The 22,862-nt window shown below is 38.5% G+C and carries 20 protein-coding genes, 1 pseudogene and 1 riboswitch; of the genes and pseudogenes, 13 read left to right on the top strand and 8 right to left on the bottom strand.

Going from position 1 to position 22,862, the window contains the following annotated elements:
- Window positions 1–295: 295 nt before the first annotated feature.
- The 9 genes from rne to DQN49_RS03540 all read left to right on the top strand — a co-directional run bounded on the left by rne (window position 296) and on the right by DQN49_RS03540 (window position 10,474).
- Entirely contained in the window at window positions 296–3,103 is a 2,808-nt protein-coding gene (gene rne / locus DQN49_RS03580) for a ribonuclease E (RefSeq protein WP_006995111.1), read from the top strand.
- A gap of 244 nt (window positions 3,104–3,347) precedes the next feature.
- Complete coding sequence (locus DQN49_RS03575) at window positions 3,348–4,076, top strand: opacity family porin (RefSeq protein WP_006995112.1); 729 nt, start codon at window positions 3,348–3,350, stop codon at window positions 4,074–4,076.
- 107 nt (window positions 4,077–4,183) lie between these two features.
- Window positions 4,184–4,272: riboswitch (TPP riboswitch) on the top strand.
- A 129-nt stretch (window positions 4,273–4,401) separates the two neighbouring features.
- On the top strand, window positions 4,402–5,193 hold the full coding sequence (gene thiM, locus DQN49_RS03570) for a hydroxyethylthiazole kinase (protein WP_032826244.1): 792 nt from the start codon (window positions 4,402–4,404) through the stop codon (window positions 5,191–5,193).
- Window positions 5,186–5,995, top strand: a complete 810-nt coding sequence (thiD, locus tag DQN49_RS03565; RefSeq protein WP_005649264.1) for a bifunctional hydroxymethylpyrimidine kinase/phosphomethylpyrimidine kinase — start codon at window positions 5,186–5,188, stop codon at window positions 5,993–5,995. The genes thiM and thiD overlap by 8 nt, the downstream gene beginning before the upstream one ends.
- Window positions 5,996–6,005: 10 nt before the next feature.
- Window positions 6,006–6,686, top strand: a complete 681-nt coding sequence (gene thiE, locus DQN49_RS03560; protein ID WP_006995114.1) for a thiamine phosphate synthase — start codon at window positions 6,006–6,008, stop codon at window positions 6,684–6,686.
- A complete protein-coding gene (locus tag DQN49_RS03555) occupies window positions 6,670–7,974 on the top strand; it encodes an MFS transporter (RefSeq protein WP_006995115.1) in 1,305 nt (434 codons plus the stop codon). The genes thiE and DQN49_RS03555 overlap by 17 nt, the downstream gene beginning before the upstream one ends.
- A 168-nt stretch (window positions 7,975–8,142) precedes the next feature.
- The gene (gene trhP, locus DQN49_RS03550) at window positions 8,143–9,525 is read left to right on the top strand and encodes a prephenate-dependent tRNA uridine(34) hydroxylase TrhP (protein WP_005652150.1); all 1,383 of its coding nucleotides are present in this window, start codon (window positions 8,143–8,145) and stop codon (window positions 9,523–9,525) included.
- 141 nt (window positions 9,526–9,666) lie between these two features.
- Window positions 9,667–9,966, top strand: a complete 300-nt coding sequence (locus DQN49_RS03545) for a type II toxin-antitoxin system TacA family antitoxin (RefSeq protein WP_006995116.1) — start codon at window positions 9,667–9,669, stop codon at window positions 9,964–9,966.
- Window positions 9,956–10,474 (top strand): GNAT family N-acetyltransferase, encoded by a 519-nt coding sequence (locus DQN49_RS03540; RefSeq protein ID WP_005691414.1) that lies wholly within the window; start codon window positions 9,956–9,958, stop codon window positions 10,472–10,474. Before DQN49_RS03545 ends, DQN49_RS03540 begins: the two co-directional genes overlap by 11 nt.
- A gap of 176 nt (window positions 10,475–10,650) precedes the next feature.
- Here DQN49_RS03540 and srmB read toward each other — a convergent pair whose 3' ends face one another.
- Entirely contained in the window at window positions 10,651–11,985 is a 1,335-nt protein-coding gene (srmB, locus tag DQN49_RS03535; RefSeq protein WP_006995117.1) for an ATP-dependent RNA helicase SrmB, read from the bottom strand.
- A 69-nt stretch (window positions 11,986–12,054) separates the two neighbouring features.
- On the opposite strand from srmB, the gene DQN49_RS03530 reads away from it, so the two are divergent.
- On the top strand, window positions 12,055–12,753 hold the full coding sequence (locus DQN49_RS03530) for a tRNA1(Val) (adenine(37)-N6)-methyltransferase (RefSeq protein WP_006995118.1): 699 nt from the start codon (window positions 12,055–12,057) through the stop codon (window positions 12,751–12,753).
- Between the two features lie 31 nt (window positions 12,754–12,784).
- Here the strand turns inward: DQN49_RS03530 and DQN49_RS03525 are convergent, their stop codons facing one another.
- Complete coding sequence (locus DQN49_RS03525; protein WP_006995119.1) at window positions 12,785–13,840, bottom strand: tRNA/rRNA methyltransferase; 1,056 nt, start codon at window positions 13,838–13,840, stop codon at window positions 12,785–12,787.
- 146 nt (window positions 13,841–13,986) lie between these two features.
- On the opposite strand from DQN49_RS03525, the gene pssA reads away from it, so the two are divergent.
- Window positions 13,987–15,354, top strand: coding sequence for a CDP-diacylglycerol--serine O-phosphatidyltransferase (gene pssA, locus DQN49_RS03520; RefSeq protein ID WP_006995120.1), 1,368 nt, complete (start codon window positions 13,987–13,989; stop codon window positions 15,352–15,354).
- Window positions 15,355–15,398: 44 nt separating this feature from the next.
- On the opposite strand, the gene fadR is transcribed toward pssA, so the two are convergent.
- Window positions 15,399–16,124 carry a fatty acid metabolism transcriptional regulator FadR gene (gene fadR, locus DQN49_RS03515; protein ID WP_013527441.1) on the bottom strand — a complete coding sequence of 242 codons (726 nt, stop codon included), beginning with the start codon at window positions 16,122–16,124 and terminating at the stop codon, window positions 15,399–15,401.
- A gap of 124 nt (window positions 16,125–16,248) precedes the next feature.
- On the opposite strand from fadR, the gene nhaB reads away from it, so the two are divergent.
- Entirely contained in the window at window positions 16,249–17,793 is a 1,545-nt protein-coding gene (gene nhaB / locus DQN49_RS03510) for a Na(+)/H(+) antiporter NhaB (protein ID WP_013527440.1), read from the top strand.
- A 9-nt stretch (window positions 17,794–17,802) separates the two neighbouring features.
- Window positions 17,803–18,336 carry a disulfide bond formation protein DsbB gene (gene dsbB, locus DQN49_RS03505; RefSeq protein ID WP_006995124.1) on the top strand — a complete coding sequence of 178 codons (534 nt, stop codon included), beginning with the start codon at window positions 17,803–17,805 and terminating at the stop codon, window positions 18,334–18,336.
- Between the two features lie 54 nt (window positions 18,337–18,390).
- Here the strand turns inward: dsbB and glmS are convergent, their stop codons facing one another.
- The 5 genes and pseudogenes from glmS to nfuA all read right to left on the bottom strand — a co-directional run bounded on the left by glmS (window position 18,391) and on the right by nfuA (window position 22,831).
- The gene (glmS, locus tag DQN49_RS03500) at window positions 18,391–20,223 is read right to left on the bottom strand and encodes a glutamine--fructose-6-phosphate transaminase (isomerizing) (RefSeq protein ID WP_006995125.1); all 1,833 of its coding nucleotides are present in this window, start codon (window positions 20,221–20,223) and stop codon (window positions 18,391–18,393) included.
- 111 nt (window positions 20,224–20,334) lie between these two features.
- A complete protein-coding gene (locus tag DQN49_RS03495) occupies window positions 20,335–20,607 on the bottom strand; it encodes an HU family DNA-binding protein (RefSeq protein WP_006995126.1) in 273 nt (90 codons plus the stop codon).
- Between the two features lie 139 nt (window positions 20,608–20,746).
- The gene (locus tag DQN49_RS03490; protein ID WP_006995127.1) at window positions 20,747–21,337 is read right to left on the bottom strand and encodes a YjaG family protein; all 591 of its coding nucleotides are present in this window, start codon (window positions 21,335–21,337) and stop codon (window positions 20,747–20,749) included.
- 35 nt (window positions 21,338–21,372) lie between these two features.
- Window positions 21,373–22,168 (bottom strand): annotated as a pseudogene (gene nudC / locus DQN49_RS03485) (NAD(+) diphosphatase).
- 66 nt (window positions 22,169–22,234) lie between these two features.
- Window positions 22,235–22,831, bottom strand: a complete 597-nt coding sequence (gene nfuA / locus DQN49_RS03480) for a Fe-S biogenesis protein NfuA (RefSeq protein WP_006995130.1) — start codon at window positions 22,829–22,831, stop codon at window positions 22,235–22,237.
- Between the last annotated feature and the right edge of the window lie 31 nt (window positions 22,832–22,862).

Genomic DNA, 22,862 nt, shown 5'->3' with positions numbered 1-22,862 from the left:
TTTTGTGCCTAAGAATTTGCGTAAAAAAGGATAAGTTTTGTTGGTGAAAACTCAATGCAGCAATTGGCATAAGACATTGATAATCAACATTTTTCTTAAAATAAATCAGCCGTTTGCAACGCGTGCGGAATATCGCGTTGTTTTATCAAGCAAATATTTATGCTTAATAACGTTATCAATGCACCCAGCAACATACAGTCGTGAGATTGACTGGCGCGAGAAACACGAGGTCGATAACGAAGCAAAGTGCGGTTTATTTTGAGGTTTTTTTAAATATTTAATAAGAGAATTGACAATGAAAAGAATGTTAATCAATGCAACTCAAAAAGAAGAGTTGCGTGTTGCGCTTGTCGATGGACAACGCCTTTTTGACTTGGACATTGAAAGTCTGGGACACGAACAAAAAAAAGCGAATATCTACAAAGGAAAAATTACTCGCGTTGAGCCAAGCTTAGAAGCGGCTTTTGTAGATTATGGTGCAGAACGTCACGGTTTTTTACCTTTAAAAGAAATTGCCCGTGAATATTTTCCTGATGATTATGTTTTTCAAGGTCGTCCGAATATTCGCGATATTTTGACTGAAGGACAGGAAGTTATCGTTCAAGTTAATAAAGAAGAAAGAGGAAACAAAGGTGCAGCCTTAACTACTTTTGTTTCTCTTGCTGGTAGTTATTTGGTGTTTATGCCGAATAATCCACGGGCAGGAGGAATTTCTCGCCGTATTGAGGGCGATGAACGTACTGAACTAAAAGAGGCATTAAGTTCATTAGATGTGCCTGACGGTGTAGGCTTAATCGTCCGTACTGCTGGTGTGGGAAAATCGCCAGAAGAATTACAATGGGATTTAAAAGTATTATTACATCATTGGGAAGCGATCAAACAAGCTTCACAAAGTCGTCCAGCTCCATTTTTAATTCATCAAGAAAGCGATGTGATTGTACGCGCTATTCGCGATTATTTGCGTCGTGATATTGGTGAGATCCTGATTGATAGCCCAAAAATTTTTGAGAAAGCGAAAGAGCATATCAAACTTGTGCGTCCTGATTTCATCAATCGCGTGAAACTTTATCAAGGCGAAGTACCACTTTTCAGTCACTATCAAATTGAATCTCAAATCGAATCCGCATTCCAACGTGAAGTGCGTTTACCTTCTGGCGGTTCAATCGTTATTGATGTAACTGAAGCATTAACCGCTATTGATATTAACTCCGCACGTTCTACTCGTGGTGGCGATATTGAAGAAACGGCATTAAATACCAATCTTGAAGCGGCAGATGAAATCGCGCGTCAATTACGCTTACGTGACTTAGGTGGATTAGTTGTCATTGATTTCATTGATATGACACCAATTCGCCATCAACGTGAAGTAGAAAATCGTATTCGTGATGCGGTTCGTCCAGATCGCGCCCGTATTCAAATTAGCCGAATTTCTCATTTTGGTTTGTTAGAAATGTCACGTCAGCGTTTAAGCCCATCATTGGGCGAATCTTCGCACCATATTTGCCCTCGTTGTCAAGGAACAGGCAAAGTACGTGATAATGAATCTCTTTCTTTATCTATTTTGCGTTTGCTGGAAGAAGAAGCATTAAAAGAAAACACCAAGCAAGTGCATACCATTGTGCCAGTACAAATTGCCTCTTATCTTCTTAACGAAAAACGCAAAGCAATCAGTAATATTGAAAAGCGTCATAATGTCGATATTATTGTTGCCCCAAATGAAGCAATGGAAACACCGCACTTTAGTGTTTTCCGTTTACGTGATGGCGAAGAAGTAAATGAATTAAGCTATAACTTAGCGAAAATTCACTGCGCTCAAGATGAAAATACTGAAGAATCACTGCTTTCTCGTAATGTGGAAACAACAGCTGTTATTGAACAACCGGCGGTTGAAAGTGCAGCAGTTGCGCTTTCTATTTCAGAAGCAGCCCCAACGCCAGTTGAGCGTAAATCAAATGAATCCTCTTTGTTAGCTAAAATTATTGCGAAGATTAAAGGTTTATTTGCGACTAAATCTGAAGAAAACAAACCGAAAAATAACCGCACTTCGCGCAATCCTAATCGTAATCAACGCCGTTCACAGGATCGTCGTCCTTCTCGTCGTCCACGTTCTGAAAATAACGAAATAAAAAGAACCGAAGAACAGGTTCGTAATGTCCGTGAGCGTAATCAACGCCGTCCGCGCCGTAACTTAGTGGAAGAAAGTATCGCTGAAAGTGCGGTAAATTCTACACCTGTTTTTGAGACTAAAGAAGAAAGAACTGAGCCTGTAACTCAACGCCGCCAACGCCGTGATTTACGTAAACGCGTGCGCGTTGAAGATAATGAAACAGTTGTTGAAAATAACTTCAGCACGACTGAAAAAATGCCAGAAGTGGATGTAATTACGGTTCAAAATAATGATGAAAAACCCGTTCATCAGAACCAACGTTCTGAACGTCAAGAGCGTCAGCGTCGTACTCCACGTCATTTACGTGCAGCGAATAATCAGCGTCGTCGCCGTAATCAAGAGCCAAAATCGCCAATGCCATTATTTGCTGCGGTGGTTTCGCCTGAATTGGCAAGTGGCAAGGCTTGGATTGATTATTCAACGGTAAATCTGCCAAAAGAAAATCATTTCTTATCTGTGGATGAATTGCTTGAGCAAGAGAAAACTAAAAAAGGGTTTATCACGCCAGCAATGGGAATTGTCGTTGAAGAAAAATCCCCTGATGTAAAACCTGCATTAGATTTTATTACTCAACCAGCTAATGAATCGGTACAGAAAAAAGTACAAGAATCTTTAGATCGTTTAAGTTCATATAAACCTCAAGAAGTTGTTGAATCTATTGATCCAGCAATTAATGTAGATGAACCTGAAACGCTTGAGAAAGTATCAAAATTTGTCCGCACTTATGAATTTAATGGACGTTTAGGTACAATTTCTTCAGTGCCCCATACAAAAGCGGAGATGACTTTAGCGAAAGCAAATGATGAAATGCCAGAGGCTTTCCCAATTAGGGCTTGGCAGGATTCTCGTTATTATTTCTATGGAACAGGCGCGGCAGGACATCATTGTGCAATTAGCCACGTTTATTCTGAACCAACCCGCGCAAAATCAGAATAATCAAAAATAAAAATAGAATTGACGTAACCAACATTACGTCAATTCTTTTTATTTTATAAATACAGTTTGATTGAAAGCATAAAAAAACCAATCAGTCAAATTTTGCTGTTATTTTATGCTTTAATTAAAACATTTTTACTTATATTATAGAATAGAGTAAAATGAAGCACGATTTTCAAAAAAAAACTATAAAAATTTTATTTTTAACAAAAATCCTTTGGAGGAACCCTAATGAATATTCGAATTGAGAAATCTTCTCTTCTCTTCTGCTGTACAAGCAAAGGAAGATAATGGAAAAGGGATTTATGTGCAAGCGGATTGGGTGCACGCACGTGAAAAAATAGAGACACATAATCCAAATCAACCTGAAATATTACAAGACTATTCATACATCAAAACTCATTCCAACCATCCTCGTTTTTCTATTGGTTATAATTTTGGCAATTGGCGAATTGCAGTAGATTATGCTCATTATCGTAAATGGAGTCACGGCAAACATCTTATTAGTGAACCTATCGAAAAAGATCCTGCTGGACCGACTCCTCCGATGAATCAAGTTAAATCTAGCACAGTAATTGATCACAAAGATGCAGGTAGTTTCCAAGCCAAGAATTCTTATGGTATTTCTGTAATTTATGATTTTGATACTGAATATAAAATTAAACCTTATGTTGGTGCAAGAATTGGAGTTGGGCATGTTGCTGCCAGCGGTTACACAAAAGATGAATTTACAACAAAACTTACATTAAAGTCTAACAATATGCGAATAGGCGGAGATGTGAAGGCAGATCAGAAAACATCATATTCCAGAACCATAAAACGCATTGGTTTTGGTTTTATTGGTGGTATTGGCTATGACATTACACCGAATATTACCTTAGACTTAGGTTATCGTTATAACGATTGGGGACGTTTAGAAAACGTGCGTTTTAAAACTCACGAAGCCTCTTTCGGTGTACGTTACCGTTTTTAAAACAAATTTAGTTTTCTATTTAAGCGGCCAAATTCTTCTGATTATTTACAAAGACAAGAAGCATTTGACCGCTTGTTTTTTCCGTAAAACAAGCGTAAACTTCTTTCAACTTTTAGTCGGGGTGCCGAAAGGCTGAGATGATACCCGTGAACCTGAAACAGTTAGCACTGACGTAGGAAACTAATATGCCACATATTCAACCTTTCTCTATCACGATTTTATCCTGTTTATTTTCCCAATTTTCTACATTTTATTACACCCGCTAATTGCTCACAGTGAATAGCGGGCATTTTTGTTTATTTTATATTCAACACAAGGAATGCTTATGCAATCAATTTATCTCTCCAAAATCCGTGAGCAGAATCCGCTCATTCATAACATTACCAATATTGTGGCAGCGAATTTTAGTGCCAATGGCTTGTTGGCATTAGGAGCTTCGCCTTTGATGTCGGCGAATATCGAAGAAATGCAGGAAGTACCGAAAATCAGTCAAGCGTTGGTCATTAATATTGGTACGCTGATTGGTAAAGATCGGGAAGCGATGTTGCAGGCAGGAAAAACGGCAAATGAGGTTGGAATTCCTGTAGTGTTAGATCCTGTTGGTGTGGGGGCAACGAGCTATCGCCGTGAGACCATTCGTGAGCTTTTAGCCGAGGTAAAATTCGCACTTATTCGTGGTAATGCAGGTGAACTGGCTGCCATTGCAGGCGAGGCGTGGCAGGCAAAAGGTGTAGATGCAGGGCAAGGCGAAGTGGATTTAAAAGCCGTTGCCGAGAAAGTGGCTCAACGCTATGGCTGTACGGTGTTGATTAGCGGGGCGGTGGATATTGTCAGCGATGGCACACAAACTGCGACCGTTCACAACGGCACGTCATTGTTCCCGAAAGTTACGGCTTCGGGCTGTTTATTGAGTGCCGCGTGTGCTGCATTTTTAGCGGTAAGTGAAGGGAATTATTTTTCTGCGACATTAGAAGCCTGTGTAGCATACACCATTGCAGGCGAGTGTGCGGCACAAGGCTTAACCACACAAGTGGGACAGTTCCAAATCCGTTTGTTGGACGAGCTTGCTGCCCTTTCCCCTGAAACCATTGGACAAAGAGGGCGCATTAATGAGTAATGTGAAACAAGTTTTAACCATCGCAGGGTCAGACAGTGGCGGTGGTGCAGGCATTCAAGCGGATCTTAAAACCTTCCAAATGCGCGGCGTGTTTGGTACATCAGCAATCACGGCAGTTACGGCACAAAACACACTTGGCGTATTTGATATTCACCCTATTCCACTGAAAACAATTCAAGCGCAACTGGAAGCGGTCAAAAATGATTTCCAGATTGCAAGTTGCAAAATTGGTATGTTGGGCAATGCAGAAATTATTGAATGCGTTGCAGATTTTCTTGCTGATAAGCCTTTCGGCACGCTGGTGCTAGACCCTGTGATGATCGCCAAAGGCGGCGCACCGTTATTGCAACAGCAAGCGGTAAGTGCGTTAAGCCAAAAATTGCTGCCGTTAGCGGATGTGATTACACCAAACATTCCCGAAGCGGAAGCTTTAACGGGGATTGCGATTGTGGACGACATCAGTATTCAACAAGCCGCAAAAGCGTTGCAAAAACAGGGGGCGAAAAATGTGATTATTAAGGGCGGACATTCGCTCAATTCGCAAAGTGAGCTGTGCCAAGATTGGGTTTTACTTGCAGATGGTCGTCATTTTACTTTGCAAAGCCCCCGTTTCAACACGCCACATACACATGGTACGGGCTGTACCTTTTCTGCCTGTTTAACCGCAGAGTTGGCGAAAGGCGAACCGTTGCAAAGTGCGGTAAAAACAGCGAAAGATTTTATTACCGCTGCGATTTCTCACCCATTGAATATTGGGCAAGGACACGGGCCGACAAATCATTGGGCTTACAGTCGCCTTTAAGGATTGAAAGATGAAAAATATTCAAAAAATCTTACCGCTTTACTTTGTGGCAGGCACGCAAGATTGCCGTCATTTGGGCGAGAACTTGTCGGAAAATTTATTATTCGTGCTTAAACAAGCGTTAGAAGGCGGAATTACCTGCTTTCAATTTCGGGATAAAGGCAAATTTTCGTTAGAACATACGCCCTCAGCACAGAAGGCATTGGCGATGAGTTGTCGTGATTTGTGCCGTGAATATGGCGTACCGTTTATTGTAGACGACAACGTTGATTTGGCGTTGGAAATCGAGGCGGATGGCATTCACGTTGGGCAAAGCGATATGCCTGTGCAAGAGATTCGAGCTAAAACAGATAAACCGCTAATTATTGGTTGGTCGGTGAATCGTTTAGACGAAGCAAAAATTGGGGAAAATTTAGCGGAAATTGATTATTTTGGAATTGGCCCGATTTTTCCAACGCAATCAAAAGAAAATCCCAAACCAACATTAGGAATGGCGTTTATTCAAACTTTGCGAAATGCGGGCATAACTAAACCGCTTGTGGCAATTGGTGGGGTGAAATTAGCTCACGTTAAAACCTTACGAGAATTTGGGGCGGATGGTGTGGCAGTGATTACTGCAATTACGCACGCCGATAATGTGCAAGCCGCAACAAAAGCATTACGGGAGGCAAGTGGTGAATACGCAAAATAGTTTAAAGCAAGTAGCAACAGCGACGATGGTCGGCACGGCGATTGAGTATTTCGATAACTACATTTACGCAATGGCAGCGGTATTGGTATTTAACCATCAATTCTTCCATGCCGCAGATCCACTTTCAGGGCAGATTGCGGCACTTTCCACTTTAGCACTCACTTTTATTGCTCGCCCTTTGGGAGCAATATTGTTCGGGCATTTCGGTGACCGTTTCGGTCGGAAAAATACTTTTGTGATGAGCTTGCTGTTGATGGGCGTTTCCACTGTGGTTATCGGTTTGTTGCCAACTTATGACAGCATCGGTATTTGGGCGACAATTTTGCTCTGTTTATGCCGTATTGGGCAAGGTATCGGTTTAGGCGGAGAGTGGGGCGGTGCAGCGTTAGTTGCGGTTGAAAATGCTCCCGAAGGTAAACGAGGTTGGTATGGTACTTTCCCACAACTGGGAGCCCCGCTTGGCTTGTTGTTGGCAAATGGCGTATTCTTAGGCATTACGGCAATTTTCGGGCAAGAAGCTATGACTGAATGGGCGTGGCGGATACCGTTTTTATCTTCCGTTATCTTAGTGGCAATTGGCTTATATGTTCGCCTAAAACTGACTGAAGCCCCGATTTTCCTTGCGGCACTCAATAAACCGCAGCCAAAACGCTTACCAATGTTGGAAGTCATCACTACTTATTTCAAGCCGTTTTTCTTGGGGATGTTAATTTGTATTGCAGGCTATGTGCTGTTCTACATTATGATTGCCTTTAGCCAAATTTACGCCAAATCTGCTCCAACGGTTTCAGAGGCAGGATACGCAATGGGATTAGGACTTTCCCCGCAAATTTTTACCGCTTTATTGATGGCAAGTGCGGTTTCTTTGGCAATAACGATTGCCGCTTCGGGTAAATATATCGACAAAATTGGTCGCCGTATTTGGCTCATTTGGACAACTGTTGGCGTTGCGATTTTTGGTTTATCCTTGCCGTTATTTCTCGAAAACGGTACAACTACCAGTCTGTTTTGGTTTTTATTCATCGGTATGGGGTTAATTGGAATGGGCTATGGACCATTAGCGAGTTTTTTACCTGAACTCTTCCCTACTCACGCCCGCTATTCAGGTGCTTCTTTAACTTATAATATTGCAGGTTTATTCGGGGCAAGTGTTGCGGCAATCATTGCCTTACCGCTGAATGCTCACTACGGCTTAAAAGGTGTGGGGATTTATTTAACCCTAAACGCTGTGTTGAGCTTGATTGGATTATGGTTTATTTCAGAAACGAAAGATAAATTACTATCCTAAGATTTGAGGAATTAAATACAACCTATTAAGCGGTTAAATTTTACATAAAATTCTACTAAGAATTTAACCGCACTTTTCTTTACAAGCCAAATATTTTCTCTACAATACCCCACCTAACGATTTACCTTGAGTAAATCCCTGACCTGAAATCAGACAAAAGAGAATATTATGACAACCCAATTCAAACCAGAATTACTTTCCCCTGCAGGCTCTCTTAAAAATATGCGCTATGCGTTTGCTTATGGTGCAGATGCGGTTTATGCAGGACAACCTCGTTATAGCTTACGTGTACGCAATAATGAATTTAATCACGCCAATTTGAAAATCGGGATCGATGAAGCCCATTCCCTTGGCAAAAAATTCTATGTAGTGGTAAACATTGCACCCCATAATTCCAAACTCAAAACTTTTATTAAAGATTTACAACCTGTCATCGATATGAAACCAGATGCTTTAATTATGTCTGACCCAGGCTTAATTATGTTGGTGCGTGAAAATTTCCCTAATATTGATATTCATCTTTCTGTGCAAGCCAATGCGGTAAACTGGGCAACGGTAAAATTCTGGAAACAAATGGGATTAACTCGTGTGATTTTATCGCGCGAACTTTCAATAGATGAAATTGCTGAAATTCGCCAACAAGTGCCAGATATTGAACTCGAAATTTTCGTACATGGTGCGTTGTGCATGGCGTATTCTGGCCGTTGCTTACTTTCTGGCTATATCAACAAACGCGATCCAAATCAAGGCACTTGCACCAATGCTTGCCGTTGGGAATACAAAATGGAAGAAGGCACGACGGATGAAGTAGGCAACATCGTGCCGAAAATCGATCCTGCTCAACAAATCGAAGTGAAAAATGTAGCACCAACCTTAGGCGAGGGTGCGGTAACGGATAAAGTCTTCCTTTATACCGAATCACAAAAGCCTGACGAACAAATGACAGCGTTTGAAGATGAACACGGCACCTACTTTATGAATTCAAAAGATCTGCGTGCCGTACAACATGTAGAAAAATTGACCGCACTTGGTGTGCATTCTTTAAAAATCGAAGGCCGTACTAAATCATTTTATTATTGTGCAAGAACGGCTCAAGTTTACCGCAAAGCAATTGATGATGCAGCCGCGGGCAAACCATTTGATGAAAGCTTAATGGATACGTTGGAATCCCTTGCGCATCGTGGTTATACCGAGGGTTTCTTACGCCGTCATACGCATGATGAATACCAAAACTACGAATATGGCTATTCTATTTCTGATCGTCAGCAATTTGTCGGTGAATTTACCGGCAAACGTAATGAACAAGGTATGGCAGAAGTAGCAGTAAAAAACAAATTCTTACTTGGCGACAATGTAGAAATGATGACACCACAAGGCAATATTAATTTCAAAATTGAAAAAATGCTAAATCGTAAAAATGAAACGGTTGATGCCGCACTAGGCGATGGGCATTTTGTATTCTTAAATGTGCCACAAGATATTAACTTAAATTACGCTTTATTAATGCGTAATTTAGTTAATACCAATACAAGAAACCCGCATTCTAATTAACATGCTCCCCGCTCTAAAGGAGGGGGATTTCTACTAGCTCCCACGCTCCAAAACGATAAATATTTATTGTATTTTTCTTGATAATGTACGTCTGTTAGCCGTAAAATATAAGATGTTATTAATAACATAAGGAGTAGATGAATGAAAACACAAGTAACAAAAGCAAGATTGGAGGCTAAAGTAAACATAGATATATACGAATTGCTAAAACAAGCTGCTGCAATTACAGGGCGAACATTAACCGACTTTGTGGTAAGTGTAGCTTACGAGGAAGCTAAAAAGACCATTTCAGAACATCAAGTTTTACGTTTAGCAGTGAATGATCAGGCATTGCTGATTGAAAGTCTAAGTAAACCATTTGAGCCTAATCAATCAATGAAAAATGCGCTTAATATGTATGAAGCATATCTATCTATTACAGGGAAAAATAATGATAAATGAAAATTTAGCATATTTAAGTGTATTACCCTTAGAAGATTTAAAGATTGAGAGAAGTTCATTTTCTTGTTCAGTTGAACCTTTAGAAAAGTATTTTCATAAGTACGTTTCTCAAGATGTAAAGAAAGGGCTTGCAAAGTGTTTTGTGCTTATAAATGAACAACAATCTAGGATTGTTGGCTATTACACTTTATCGGCATTATCAATACCAATTACAGATATACCACAAGAACGAATAAGTAAAGGTGTACCATATCCTAATATTCCTGCTGTTTTAATAGGGCGATTAGCAATTGATACGAATTTCCAGAAGCAAGGGTATGGAAAGTTTCTAATTGCAGACGCCATTCATAAGATTAAGAATGCTACGGTAGCTGCCACAATTTTAGTCGTTGAAGCAAAAAATGATGATGCCAGCTCGTTTTATGAACGATTAGGGTTTATTGAATTTAAAGAATTTGGAGGAACACACAGAAAGTTATTTTATCCGCTAACAAAATTAATAAAATAGATGAAAATCCCCTCTTAAGAGGGGATTTTCATCTGTGTTATAAATACACCAAATATTATTGATTTTATTCACATATCTATACTAGCAACGAGTGTGCAAACGAAGCCTATAAATTTTTTTTCATAAGAAATCCTTAATTATTTAAGATTATTAAATTGAACTAGAACAAAGCAAAGCTATACTATACAAGCATAAATATGACTGTTACTTGGCTTGCGTCGTTTGCCGATATTTTTTGTATCCTTATGACGCAATTTTACTTTTTTCTTTGCCTCTGTTTTTTTCTTATCTTCACGTTTTTCTTTAATACGAGCCTTTTGTTTTTTGCTGACAGATTTCACTTCGCCATCTTTTGGTGGCTTAGTGCGAGGCTCTAAACTTGCTAAAATGCGCGCCTTTAAAATTTCCTCAGTATAGCGTTTGATTTTACCTAGCAACTTGTAGTCATGGGCTTCGACAAAAGAGACTGCCGTGCCTTTTTTGCCAGCTCGCGCGGTACGTCCAATTCGATGTAAATAAGTATCCGCACTATAGGGCAAATCAAAATTCATTACATGGCTTACATCATCAATATCAATACCACGCGCAGCCACATCCGTTGCAACCAATACCGTCACAATACCTGATTTCAATTTATCAATGGCATTGTTACGTTGAGTTTGTGCCATTTCGCCTTCTAAATATGCGGAACGAATGCCTCGTTTACGCAATGTTTCGGAAAGTTCACGCGCATCTTCACGACGGCGAACAAACACAATTCCACGGGTTACTTCTTCAGTTTCAATAAAACGCGCGAGCAATTTGATTTTGTGTTCATTGCTGTCTGCGTGATAATACCATTGATTGATTTTTTTTCTTTCACGGCGACTTGGTTCCGCATCTACTTTCACAGGATCATTCAACAAACGCTCCGCAAAATCGACCAATAACTCTCCTTCTAAGGTTGCAGAAAACAACAAAGTTTGTTTTCGCCAACGGGTTTCAGCTGCAATTTTTTCCGCATCTTGCCCAAATCCCATTTGTAACATTCTATCGGCTTCGTCAAAAATCAGCATTTCAACGGAACGGCAATCAAAATTTTCTTCCTTAATGTACTGCAATAAACGGCCTGGCGTAGCCACCACCAAATCTTGATTGGTATTGAATACATCACCGTGATTTTGATACGCCACGCCACCTGTAATTGTCGCAATATTTAAATGGGTGAACTGCGCTAATTCTTCCGCTTGTTCAGCCACTTGCATTGCCAGTTCTCGGGTTGGTGTTAATACCAAAATACGCGGTGGGCCTGGTTTACGGCGTGGATAATCCAATAAATGTTGTAGCGCAGGTAATAAAAAAGCAGCCGTTTTCCCTGTTCCCGTTGGAGCAGAGCCTAATACATCACGCTCTTCCATTGCGGCAGGAATGGCTTCCATTTGAATAGCTGTTGGGCGGGAATAACCTTTTTTCTCAAGTGCCTTTAAAAGCTCTGGAGAAAGATCGAATTGTTCAAATTGGGATAAATTCATTATTGTGCGGTTCTTTGTTAAAATTGGCGAGGATTATACCTGAAAGTGCGGTCAATTTACGAAAAATTTATGAACGGATTTACCTTTAAACAATTCCATATCAATCAAAATTCTTGTGCCATGAAAGTCGGCACTGATGGCATTTTGTTAGGTGCTTGGGCAGATGTAAAGCATTGTAAAAATATTTTAGATATGGGCTGTGGCACAGGATTATTGGCGTTAATGTTGGCACAACGAACTGAAGAAAACTGTCAAATTCAAGCGGTTGAGTTGGATCCCATTGCAGCAAAACAAGCACAAGAAAACATCAATAATTCAGTGTGGAAAAATCGCATTCAACTTACTCAAGCGGATATACAACATTTTTTACAAACCACTGAACAAACCTTTGATTTAATTGTGGCAAATCCACCTTATTTTGAACAAGGTATCGCTTGTAAAAATGAAGAACGAGAATTGGCTCGTTATACCAAGCAAAGCCACTTAAATTGGTTAGAATGGGCTGCAATACGCTTGTCGGAAAATGGGAGAATAAGTTTTGTTTTGCCTTATGAGGCAGGCAAAACGCTCATAAAATCCACCGCACTTTTTTGCATAAAACAGACGAATGTCATCACTAAAATAGGAAAAACGCCCCAGAGAATGTTGCTTACCTTTGCCAAACAACCCGAAGTTTTAATGCAAGATCAATTGGTAATTTATGATGCGGATAATCAATACACTGAAGCGTTTATTGAATTGACTAAAGACTTTTATTTGAAATTTTAAAGGGGAAATCATTTTCCCCTTTAATCATACACTATCTAAAATACCACTTCGCTAACAACACACCCGCATTCACTGCAATGTTTAAGCCTGATTTAATTGGACTTGCGAGCGTTAAACGCACTTGCGTGTCTTCTGGCGTCGCTAAACTTTCCGTAGAACTTTCACTTAGCACAAAAACCACTTTATTTTTTAACCGCACTTTATCCAATGGGTCGCCTTGTTTATTGTGCGATACGTGAATAATTTGATAGCCTGATTTGCGCAAGTGCATCAAAGCCGAATCAATATCATCCGTTTCTAACACACGAATATATTCTGCGCCACCTTCTGCTACACGCATAGAGGCTCCCGAATACAGATTTTCCACATTATCGGCGACAATATTTTTCACGCCAAAATAAGCACAAGTACGCAATACACCTCCGATATTTTGTGCATTATTCACGTTGTCCAATAGCACTAAACAATCTTCTTTATGAGGAATATCCAAATACCCTTGCAACATGAAAACACGCGGTTTCTTCACTAATAAGCAAATGCCACCGTGATGTTCTGTTCCGCTCACTCGAGCTAATTCTTCACTATCTACAACGTGATAAGCCTTCTTGTTTTCGGCTAAATAACTCAATACATCGCCAATTTTGTGTGACATTTGCACGGTTGCCCACAATCGAACAATACTTTCAGGGCGTTCTGCAAATAAAGCTAAACAGGCATTTTCACCGTAAACCTTCATTTCTTCCGCACGGTTTTTCTTAATTTTTTCAGGCGCACGAGGAGAAAGTGCACCCGTTTTCTTTTCTTTCGTTTTATAAACCGTACCCGTACTTTTTATTGTCACTTGAACCTTAGGTTGTTCTGCATTTTTATTTGATGGCGCACGAGATAAAGAAAGTTGCGTAATTTTAGTTTCTTTCACTTCTTGTTTATCACGAGAAAAACGAGATTTTTCGTTTCTATTTCCATTAAATTTATCATTAAAGTGCGGTCGATTTTGGCTTGGTTTTTCTCTGTACTTTTCCCCCACTGAGCGTTCTTGAAAGGTTTTGCCTGCGGATTGAAAAGACGGTTTGCGTTTGTCGTTCATAGGGTTTCCCTGAGTAAAAATGGCTGTTTTTTAGCCAAAAAATGCTAAAATTTGTGAGCATTATAACGAAAAAAAGCCTTTTTTCTATTAATAAGCGCGTGAAATATTGTAAACTAACGCACTAGTCTTTAATCACGAGATGGATTATGTTAATCAATAAAACCAAACGAGCTGAACAAAATTTAAATAATTTGCCATTCCTTGCTTTGCAAGCTGAGCAAATTGAATTTTTGGGTAGCTCGGCTGAATTTAAAACTCAAATTATTGAATTAATCAGAAACGCAAAAAAACGTATTTATGTCACCGCACTTTATTGGCAAAAAGATGAAGCGGGACAGGAAATTCTCGATGAAATTTATCGCGTGAAGCAAGAAAATCCTCACTTGGATGTAAAAATTCTCATAGATTGGCATCGCGCACAACGCAATTTATTGGGAGCGGAAAAATCTGCCACTAATGCAGACTGGTATTGCGAGCAACGCCAAACTTATCAGTTACCTAATGATCCGAATATGTTCTTTGGCGTACCAATTAACACACGAGAAGTTTTTGGTGTATTGCATGTCAAAGGCTTTGTATTTGATGATACGGTGCTTTATAGCGGTGCAAGTATTAATAATGTCTATCTTCATCAATTTGAAAAATATCGTTATGACCGCTATCAAAAAATCACTCATTCAGAATTAGCTGACTCGATGGTAAATTTCATCAATGATTACTTGTTAGATTTCAGTGCAGTTTATCCACTTGATGTGACTAACCGCCCTCGCACCAAAGAGATCCGCGGCAATATTCGCGCTTATCGTAAAGATCTTGCTCAAAATGGTGAATATTCATTAAAAAGTGCGGTGAAATTACCCAATGTTTTAAGCGTATCGCCATTGTTTGGCTTAGGCGCATCAGGCAATGAATTAAATCAAGTAATTGAAGATTTATTCTTACAAGTACAAAAAAAATTAGTGATTTGTACGCCATATTTTAATTTTCCACGCACATTGCAACATAAAATAGCAACATTATTGGAAAATGGTAAACGAGTAGAAATTATTGTTGGCGATAAAGTCGCAAACGATTTTTATATTCCACCAGAACAACCATTCAAAATGGCGGGGGCATTACCTTATCTTTATGAAAGTAATCTTCGCCGTTTCTGTGAAAAATTTGAGACTCAAATTGAAAATGGTCAGCTTGTGGTGCGTTTATGGCGTGATGGCGATAATACCTACCACTTAAAAGGCGTGTGGGTAGATGACCGTTATATTTTACTTACGGGTAATAATCTTAACCCTCGAGCATGGCGTTTGGATGCAGAAAATGGCTTATTAATTTACGATCCACAACAACAGCTTTTAGCCCAAGTGGAAAAAGAGCAAAACCAAATTCGCCAACATACAAAAGTATTAAAACATTACACTGAATTAGAAGAATTGAATCAATACCCAGAACCAGTGCAAAAACTTTTGAAAAAATTTGCACGAATTAAAGCAGATAAATTGGTGAAAATGATTTTGTAATTATAAGAAAAGTTTTATATTTTTTCTTAAATTCGCTTCCAGTATTAATCTGATAAATTTTGTGGCAATCGTTCTAAAATGGCTTTCCAATAGGTTGAAGAACGTACATTATGTTTACGGATGCAATCCACTACTGCATCTGCATTTCCCTCAAGACAAATTTGTTGCATTTCTAAATAAAATTGCTTTGTTAATTCACGGTGTTTTTTTTCTTTAAAAAATAACAACCCTATTCGCTGATAAACGCCTTTTAAACTATTGAAAATTAAACGATAAAAGGGTTTGTTGGCAACAACAGTGAATTGACGAAATAATTGGTAATCAAATTCTGTGTAATCTTGTGCTGTGTTTTGTAATTGATCTAATTCAGCAAAAAGTGCGGTTGATTTTTGAGGGGAATTTTTTACTGCTTCATAAATGTAAGATTCCGACATTTTACTACGTAAAGAGAGCATATTATCAATAATTAAGGGCGCGGACTGCATATCCAAAGCAATTAGGGTTTCAATAATATTCGGCCCTGCAGCATCCCAAATATTATTTACTTTGGTGGGTTTGCCGTGCTGAATTGTTAGCCAACCATCACGAGCCAAACGTTGTAAAACTTCACGTAGGGTGGTGCGAGTTACACCAATCTTATCGGCTAAATCACGTTCTGATGGCAAATTACTGCCCGCAGGAAAAACATCTTGCCAAATACTCTTTACAATATATTCCTCTGCTAAAGCTGCTGGACTTTGGGCTTTTAAAATGTCGTTATTGTTTTGCATTACAATTAAAAATCAGATAAAAATCAAAAAAAATGCAATTTTATAAAAAAATTACTTGGTTTTTATTATCCTTTAAAGGGGGATATATTACAATCTTCACGTGATAAAAATAATGGAGTTCACTATGACAAACATTCAGGCTTTTATGAAAAACTTTCTTGGGGCAAGTCCAGAATGGTACAAACTTGCCATTGTGGTTTTTCTTATTATAAATCCAATTGTTTTCTTTTTTATTAGTCCTTTTATTGCGGGTTGGTTACTGGTTGCAGAATTTATTTTCACATTGGCAATGGCATTAAAATGCTACCCTCTTCAACCAGGTGGTCTATTAGCAATTGAAGCTATTATTATTGGAATGACAAATGCCAAACACGTCAAAGCAGAAATTATGGCAAACTTTGAAGTGATCTTGCTACTGATATTTATGGTGGCAGGTATTTTCTTTATGAAACAATTACTGCTTTATGTATTTACTAAATTACTTGTCAAAATTCGTTCTAAAATTGCACTTTCTATTGCCTTTTGTTTTAGTGCTGCTTTTTTATCGGCTTTTCTCGATGCTTTAACGGTTGTTGCTGTTATCATTAGTGTCGCAATGGGATTTTATGGTGTGTATCACAAAGTTGCATCAGGCAATAATTTAATTGATGCGGTTGATATTTCAGACGATAGAAAAATTATTGAACAACAGCACGAAATCTTAGAAAATTTCCGTGCATTCTTACGTAGTTTAATGATGCATGCGGGTGTAGGAACTGCACTCGGTGGTGTAATGACCGTTGTTGGAGAACCACAAAACTTAATTATTGCAGAACAAGCAAAATGGAACTTTATGGAATTTTTCTTCCGTATGGCACCCGTGACTATTCCTGTATTTATCTGCGGATTACTCACTTGTTTCTTGGTCGAAAAATTCAAATTATTTGGTTATGGCGAGAAATTACCAGACGAAGTGTGGAAAGTCTTATCAGATTTAGATCGCACTAATTCAGAAAAAATGTCTAAACAAGATAAAATTAAATTAGGTATGCAAGCGTTAATCGCAATTTGGTTAATTCTTGGATTAGCATTCCATCTTGCCGCAGTCGGTTTAATTGGTTTAAGTATCATCATTTTTGCTACGTCTTTCACTGGTGTGACGGATGAACATACTATCGGTAAAGCCTTTCAGGAATCTTTACCCTTTACTGCATTGCTCGTTGTATTCTTTTCTGTTGTTGCAGTAATTATTGATCAAAAACTTTTTTCACCAATTATTCACTTCGTTCTTTCTGCGGAAGAAAATACACAACTTACTTTATTCTATTTGTTTAATGGCTTGCTTTCTTCTATTTCTGATAATGTATTTGTTGCAACGGTTTATATTAATGAAGCTAAAGCTGCACTGACTAATGGAGTAATTGCACCGCATCAATTTGAATTGCTTTCTGTTGCCATTAATACAGGTACAAACTTACCATCAGTTGCAACACCAAATGGACAAGCTGCTTTCTTATTCTTATTGACTTCATCAATTTCGCCATTAATTCGCCTTTCTTATGGCAGAATGGTTTATATGGCTTTACCTTACACGATTGTACTTTCAATCATTGGTTTACTGGCTATTGAATTTATTTTACCAGCTGCCACAATTTGGTTAGCAAGTTTAGGTTTAATTTTGCCAATTTAAGGAGAGAAAATGCTCGCACTATTCAAACAATTTTCCGAAAAACGTTTTGTGTGGTTTTTATTGGCTTTTTCAAGTTTAGCCTTAGAATCCACCGCACTTTACTTCCAATATGGAATGGGCTTACAACCTTGTGTGCTCTGTGTTTATGAACGTTTAGCAATGATTGGCTTATTTGTAGCGGGCATTATTGCATTACTTCAACCTCGCGTTTTCATACTTCGATTAATCGCCTTGGCTTTAGGTTTATTCAGCAGTATTAAGGGCTTATTAATTTCATTTCGTCATCTTGATTTGCAAATGAATCCAGCTCCTTGGAAACAATGTGAGTTTATTCCAAATTTTCCCGAGACTTTACCATTTCATCAATGGTTTCCATTTATATTTAACCCGACTGGCTCTTGTAATGAAAGCCAATGGTCATTATTTGGTTTAACGATGGTGCAATGGCTAGTGATTATTTTTTCACTATATGTGGTTATTCTCACATTATTGTTAATCGCACAAGTGATTAAAACACGGAAACAAAGAAGATTATTTAACTAAAAAAAGACGGTGAAATTTCACCGTATTTTTTATTACATTAAAATCAACCGCACTTTATTCAACGGTAACTGATTTTGCTAAGTTACGAGGTTGATCTACATCAGTACCTTTAATTAAAGCCACATAATAAGAAAGTAATTGCATTGGAATGGTATAAAAAATCGGTGCAACAATATCATTGACTTTTGGCATCGTGATGATTTTCATTCCTTCACTTGGCGTAAATCCTGCTTCTTTATCGGCAAATACATATAATTGACCACCACGAGCTCGCACTTCCTCAATGTTCGATTTTACTTTTTCTAATAATTCATTATTTGGTGCAACAACAATCACTGGCATATCAGCATCAATTAACGCTAATGGCCCGTGTTTCAATTCTCCCGCCGCATAGGCCTCAGCGTGAATATAAGAAATCTCTTTCAATTTCAAAGAAGCCTCTACGGCAATTGGATAAAACGCACCACGACCTAAGAAAAGTGCATGATGTTTTTCAGCAAAATCCTCAGCCAATGCTTCAATTTCTGTATCAAAAGCTAACGCTTTTTCAATTTCAGCAGGTAAAGATTGCATTGCTTTGATAATCTCACGCTCTTTTTCTGCAGAAATATGACCTTTAACTTTACCAAGTGCCGTTACCAGCATTAATAATGCAGCGAGCTGTGTCGTAAATGCTTTTGTTGATGCCACCCCAACTTCAACACCGGCACGAGTCATAAATGCAAGATCTGATTCGCGTACGAGCGAAGATCCAGCAACATTACAAATTGTTAATGCCGCCATATAGCCCTTTTCTTTCGCTAAACGAAGTGCAGCTAAAGTATCGGCTGTTTCGCCAGATTGAGAAAGGGTAATCAATAAGCTATTTGGACGGGTAACAAATTTGCGATAACGAAATTCTGATGCAATTTCAACATCACAGCTCACTCCAGCTAAAGATTCAAACCAATAACGCGCCACCATACCTGCATTATAAGATGTACCACAAGCAACAATTTGAATATGCTCAACTTTTTCTAAAATGCCTTTTGCACCATTACCGATTGAATCGACAATCACATTTTCGTGATTAATACGCCCTTCCATTGTATTAATAAGTGCGGTTGGCTGTTCGTAAATTTCTTTCTGCATAAAATGACGGAATTTGCCTTTCTCTGCCGCGTCATTTTCAAGATTAGACTCGTGAATTTCACGTTTAGCCTTATTACCGTGAGTATCATAAATATCAACTGTACGACGTGTAATTTCTGCAATATCTCCTTCTTCTAAAAAGATAAAACGACGGGTAACACTTAAAAGTGCAAGTTGATCTGAAGCTAAGAAATTTTCACCGATACCTAAGCCAATCACAAGTGGACTACCAGAACGAGCTGCCACTAAATGTTCAGGATGACGGCTGTCCATTACCACCATACCATATGCGCCCGTGAGTTGTTTTACCGATTTCTGCACAGCCTCTAAAAGGGAATCCGTGCTACGCATTTCCCATTCAACGAGGTGAGCGATCACTTCAGTATCGGTTTGTGATAAAAAGACATAACCACGAGATTTTAATAATTCGCGAAGTTCTTCGTGATTTTCAATAATACCGTTATGTACTACAGCAAAAGTACCTGATGAATGCGGATGCGCATTAGTTTCTGATGGTTCGCCGTGAGTTGCCCAACGGGTATGTGCAATTCCCGTTCCACCAATTAATGGTTTTTCTGATACGGCTTCATCTAAAGCTTTAACTTTGCCTAAACAACGAATACGTTGTAATTCATTTTGTTTATTGATTACTGCAACACCAGCTGAATCATAACCACGATATTCTAAACGATGTAAACCATTAATTAAGATTTCCGCTACATCTCGTTGCGCTACTGCGCCGACAATACCACACATAAGTTTTCCTTATTTATTTCTATTACTAAGTTTGTTTTTACATTTGCCACGCGTTTACACAATAAAAAACCCTGTGCAATCGACAGGGCTTCATTTCATTGATGTTATCAATTATTTGATTGCATCTTTTAATGCTTTACCAGATACAAATGCTGGCACTTTAGATGCTGCGATTTGGATTTCAGCACCAGTTTGTGGGTTACGACCAGTACGAGCAGCACGTTCATTTACTTTAAATGTACCGAAACCGATTAATTGTACAGGCTCACCTTCTTTTAGGCTTGCAGTAATTGCATCTAAAGTCGCTTCTAACGCTGCTTTAGCTTGTTTTTTGTTTAACTCTGCAGCGTTTGCAATTGCATCAATTAAATTTGTTTTGTTCATAAATTTGTACCTTCTGTTAAATAAAAAATTTGATTCTTTAAAAGTATCTTTGCGAATTCGTCGCAAAAACTGTGCAAAGGATAATCTAACTTTAGATAAATTAAAAGCATGATTTATAAAAATTGTGACAAATCTCACGTTATTGATGAAATTCTATACCAATGTTAGATATACCCTCAGTCCGAATTTCATTTTTTAAAGCTAAAATTAATTCAATATCACGTTTTTCACATTCTTTAAGCAAACGATAAACTTGCCATTGCACATCAAGTTCTGTTTGAATATCTTCATTTTCTTTTAGCTTACTTTCTGACCAATCTCGTCCTGTTTCTGTTTCCAATAATGCCCTTATTGTTCCCAACGAAATTAAGCTTATTTCCACCGCTTTTTCTAAGGTTTCGCCCGCAATAATGGCGTGTAAAATTTCAGCTAAAGCCTGACAGGCATCTAACGCTGGCACAACACCAAAACTATCATAATCATTCACATCAGGAATAATCGTTTCTAATTTCTCCAACTGATTTTCAAAGTTGATCTTCGCATCTTTAACCGTTAAATATTCCCACACCAAATTGAGAATATTTTGATACGTTTTGCTTTCAACGCTAAGCTCGTTCATTTGACAGAACAATTTAAAATTTGGTGCCATACGTTCACATAAAGCAGCCATAAAAGTAAGATGTTGCCAACTTTCTAAGTTTTCTAAGCGTTTATGAATCGGATTTCGCATCTTATTTCCTTAATTCGTAAGAGTTGGAATATTTATTAATCGGATTTATGTTCCGCTTTACAAAGTTCAAGCGTCGCATGAATTAATTTGCGAGCGATAGTACCCGTTGGCGGTAATTCTGGCAAGGGTTGATCATAAGAAAACCATTGTGCATCGTGAATTTCACTTTCCTGCAATGTTATTTCTCCGCTTTCATAATCAGCAAGAAAGCCGACCATTTGAGAGTTTGGAAATGCCCAAGGCTGGCTACCGAAATAACGAAGATTTTTTATTGAAATCCCTGTTTCTTCAAAAACCTCTCTCTGCACTGCTTGTTCAAATGTTTCCCCTACTTCGACAAAACCTGCAAGCGTCGTGTATATTCCTCCGTTAGGACTATAATGTCGCTTATGATTTGCCAATAGAATTTCGTGACCACGACGAACCGCAACAATAATTGATGGGCAAATCACAGGATAAGCTCGATACCCACAGTGAATACATTGCACTGCAAGCTCTTCTTGAATTTGTTGTGTTTTATGACCGCACTTTCCACAGAATTTATGTGGTTTTCAGAAAATGATTAATTTCCACACCTCGGCTTAATATATGGAATTCATCCTCTGGCAGTGAAAGCAAGTTACTCAAACTCACATATTCTCGTTCATCACTTTCTTGCTCAGCCACAAGCCACAACGGATGATTTTTCCATTCTCCAATTTGCATTGCCTGTAATCCTTCCAAATCAATATCTTTAGCGATACCAAAAGGCAATTCATTATTCACTAAATACAGATTAGAACCTTGTGTAAGCAACCAATAACCAAAATCATCTTGTTGAAGTATTTTCATTTTTTCTCCATAAAAATAACCGCACTTTCAAAAGTGCGGTTATTATAAATCTTCTTTTATAACTCACTAATAATAAGAATGTTCGCCACGTTGATGCTCAGTTATATCTTTTGCACCTTTTAATTCATTCGGGAATAAGCTAACAAGTTGTTTTTCTACGCCATCTTTTAACGTAACATCCACCATTGAACAACCGTTACAGCCACCACCAAATTGTAAAACTGCGTAACCATCTTCAGTAATTTCAATTAAGGTTATACGTCCACCGTGATTTGCAAGCTGTGGGTTAATTTGAGTTTGAATTACATATTCAACACGTTCAATTAATGGCGCATCATCAGCCACCTTACGCATTTTGGCATTCGGTGCTTTTAAGGTCAGTTGCGCACCAAGCTCTTCGGTAACATAATCAATTTCTGCTTCTTCTAAGAAAGGCAAACTCACTTCATCAATAAATGCAGAAAAAGTATCGTATTTCATTTCAATATCGCTTTCTTCCACGGCATTCGGGGGGCAATAAGATACGCCACATTCCGCATTAGGCATGCCCGGATTAACCACGAAAATACGAATATTCGTTCCTTCTTCTTGGGTGTCTAAAAGTTTTCGAAAATGCGCTTGTGCGGCATCAGAAATAGCGATTTGCTGGGTTGCTTGTTCCATAATTATGTCCTAAATACTTGAGAGAAAGTAT

The organism is Haemophilus aegyptius (assembly GCF_900475885.1).
GTDB classification, from domain to species: Bacteria; Pseudomonadota; Gammaproteobacteria; order Enterobacterales; family Pasteurellaceae; genus Haemophilus; species Haemophilus influenzae.
Note: the sequence above shows the minus strand (reverse complement) of the source record. Positions and strands in the feature narration are given on the sequence as shown.

Bases quoted from the DNA above. Each gene is read 5' to 3' on its own strand.
- thiE (WP_006995114.1), top strand. From the start codon at position 6,006: ATGAAAAATATTCAAAAAATCTTACCGCTTTACTTTGTGGCAGGCACG.
- DQN49_RS03525 (WP_006995119.1), bottom strand. From the start codon at position 13,840: ATGAACGACAAACGCAAACCGTCTTTTCAATCCGCAGGCAAAACCTTT.
- thiD (WP_005649264.1), top strand. From the start codon at position 5,186: ATGAGTAATGTGAAACAAGTTTTAACCATCGCAGGGTCAGACAGTGGC.
- DQN49_RS03530 (WP_006995118.1), top strand. From the start codon at position 12,055: ATGAACGGATTTACCTTTAAACAATTCCATATCAATCAAAATTCTTGT.
- trhP (WP_005652150.1), top strand. From the start codon at position 8,143: ATGACAACCCAATTCAAACCAGAATTACTTTCCCCTGCAGGCTCTCTT.
- nhaB (WP_013527440.1), top strand. From the start codon at position 16,249: ATGACAAACATTCAGGCTTTTATGAAAAACTTTCTTGGGGCAAGTCCA.
- srmB (WP_006995117.1), bottom strand. From the start codon at position 11,985: ATGAATTTATCCCAATTTGAACAATTCGATCTTTCTCCAGAGCTTTTA.
- DQN49_RS03490 (WP_006995127.1), bottom strand. From the start codon at position 21,337: ATGCGAAATCCGATTCATAAACGCTTAGAAAACTTAGAAAGTTGGCAA.
- DQN49_RS03495 (WP_006995126.1), bottom strand. From the start codon at position 20,607: ATGAACAAAACAAATTTAATTGATGCAATTGCAAACGCTGCAGAGTTA.
- glmS (WP_006995125.1), bottom strand. From the start codon at position 20,223: ATGTGTGGTATTGTCGGCGCAGTAGCGCAACGAGATGTAGCGGAAATC.
- rne (WP_006995111.1), top strand. From the start codon at position 296: ATGAAAAGAATGTTAATCAATGCAACTCAAAAAGAAGAGTTGCGTGTT.
- DQN49_RS03545 (WP_006995116.1), top strand. From the start codon at position 9,667: ATGAAAACACAAGTAACAAAAGCAAGATTGGAGGCTAAAGTAAACATA.
- pssA (WP_006995120.1), top strand. From the start codon at position 13,987: ATGTTAATCAATAAAACCAAACGAGCTGAACAAAATTTAAATAATTTG.
- dsbB (WP_006995124.1), top strand. From the start codon at position 17,803: ATGCTCGCACTATTCAAACAATTTTCCGAAAAACGTTTTGTGTGGTTT.
- nfuA (WP_006995130.1), bottom strand. From the start codon at position 22,831: ATGGAACAAGCAACCCAGCAAATCGCTATTTCTGATGCCGCACAAGCG.
- fadR (WP_013527441.1), bottom strand. From the start codon at position 16,124: ATGCAAAACAATAACGACATTTTAAAAGCCCAAAGTCCAGCAGCTTTA.
- thiM (WP_032826244.1), top strand. From the start codon at position 4,402: ATGCAATCAATTTATCTCTCCAAAATCCGTGAGCAGAATCCGCTCATT.
- DQN49_RS03540 (WP_005691414.1), top strand. From the start codon at position 9,956: ATGATAAATGAAAATTTAGCATATTTAAGTGTATTACCCTTAGAAGAT.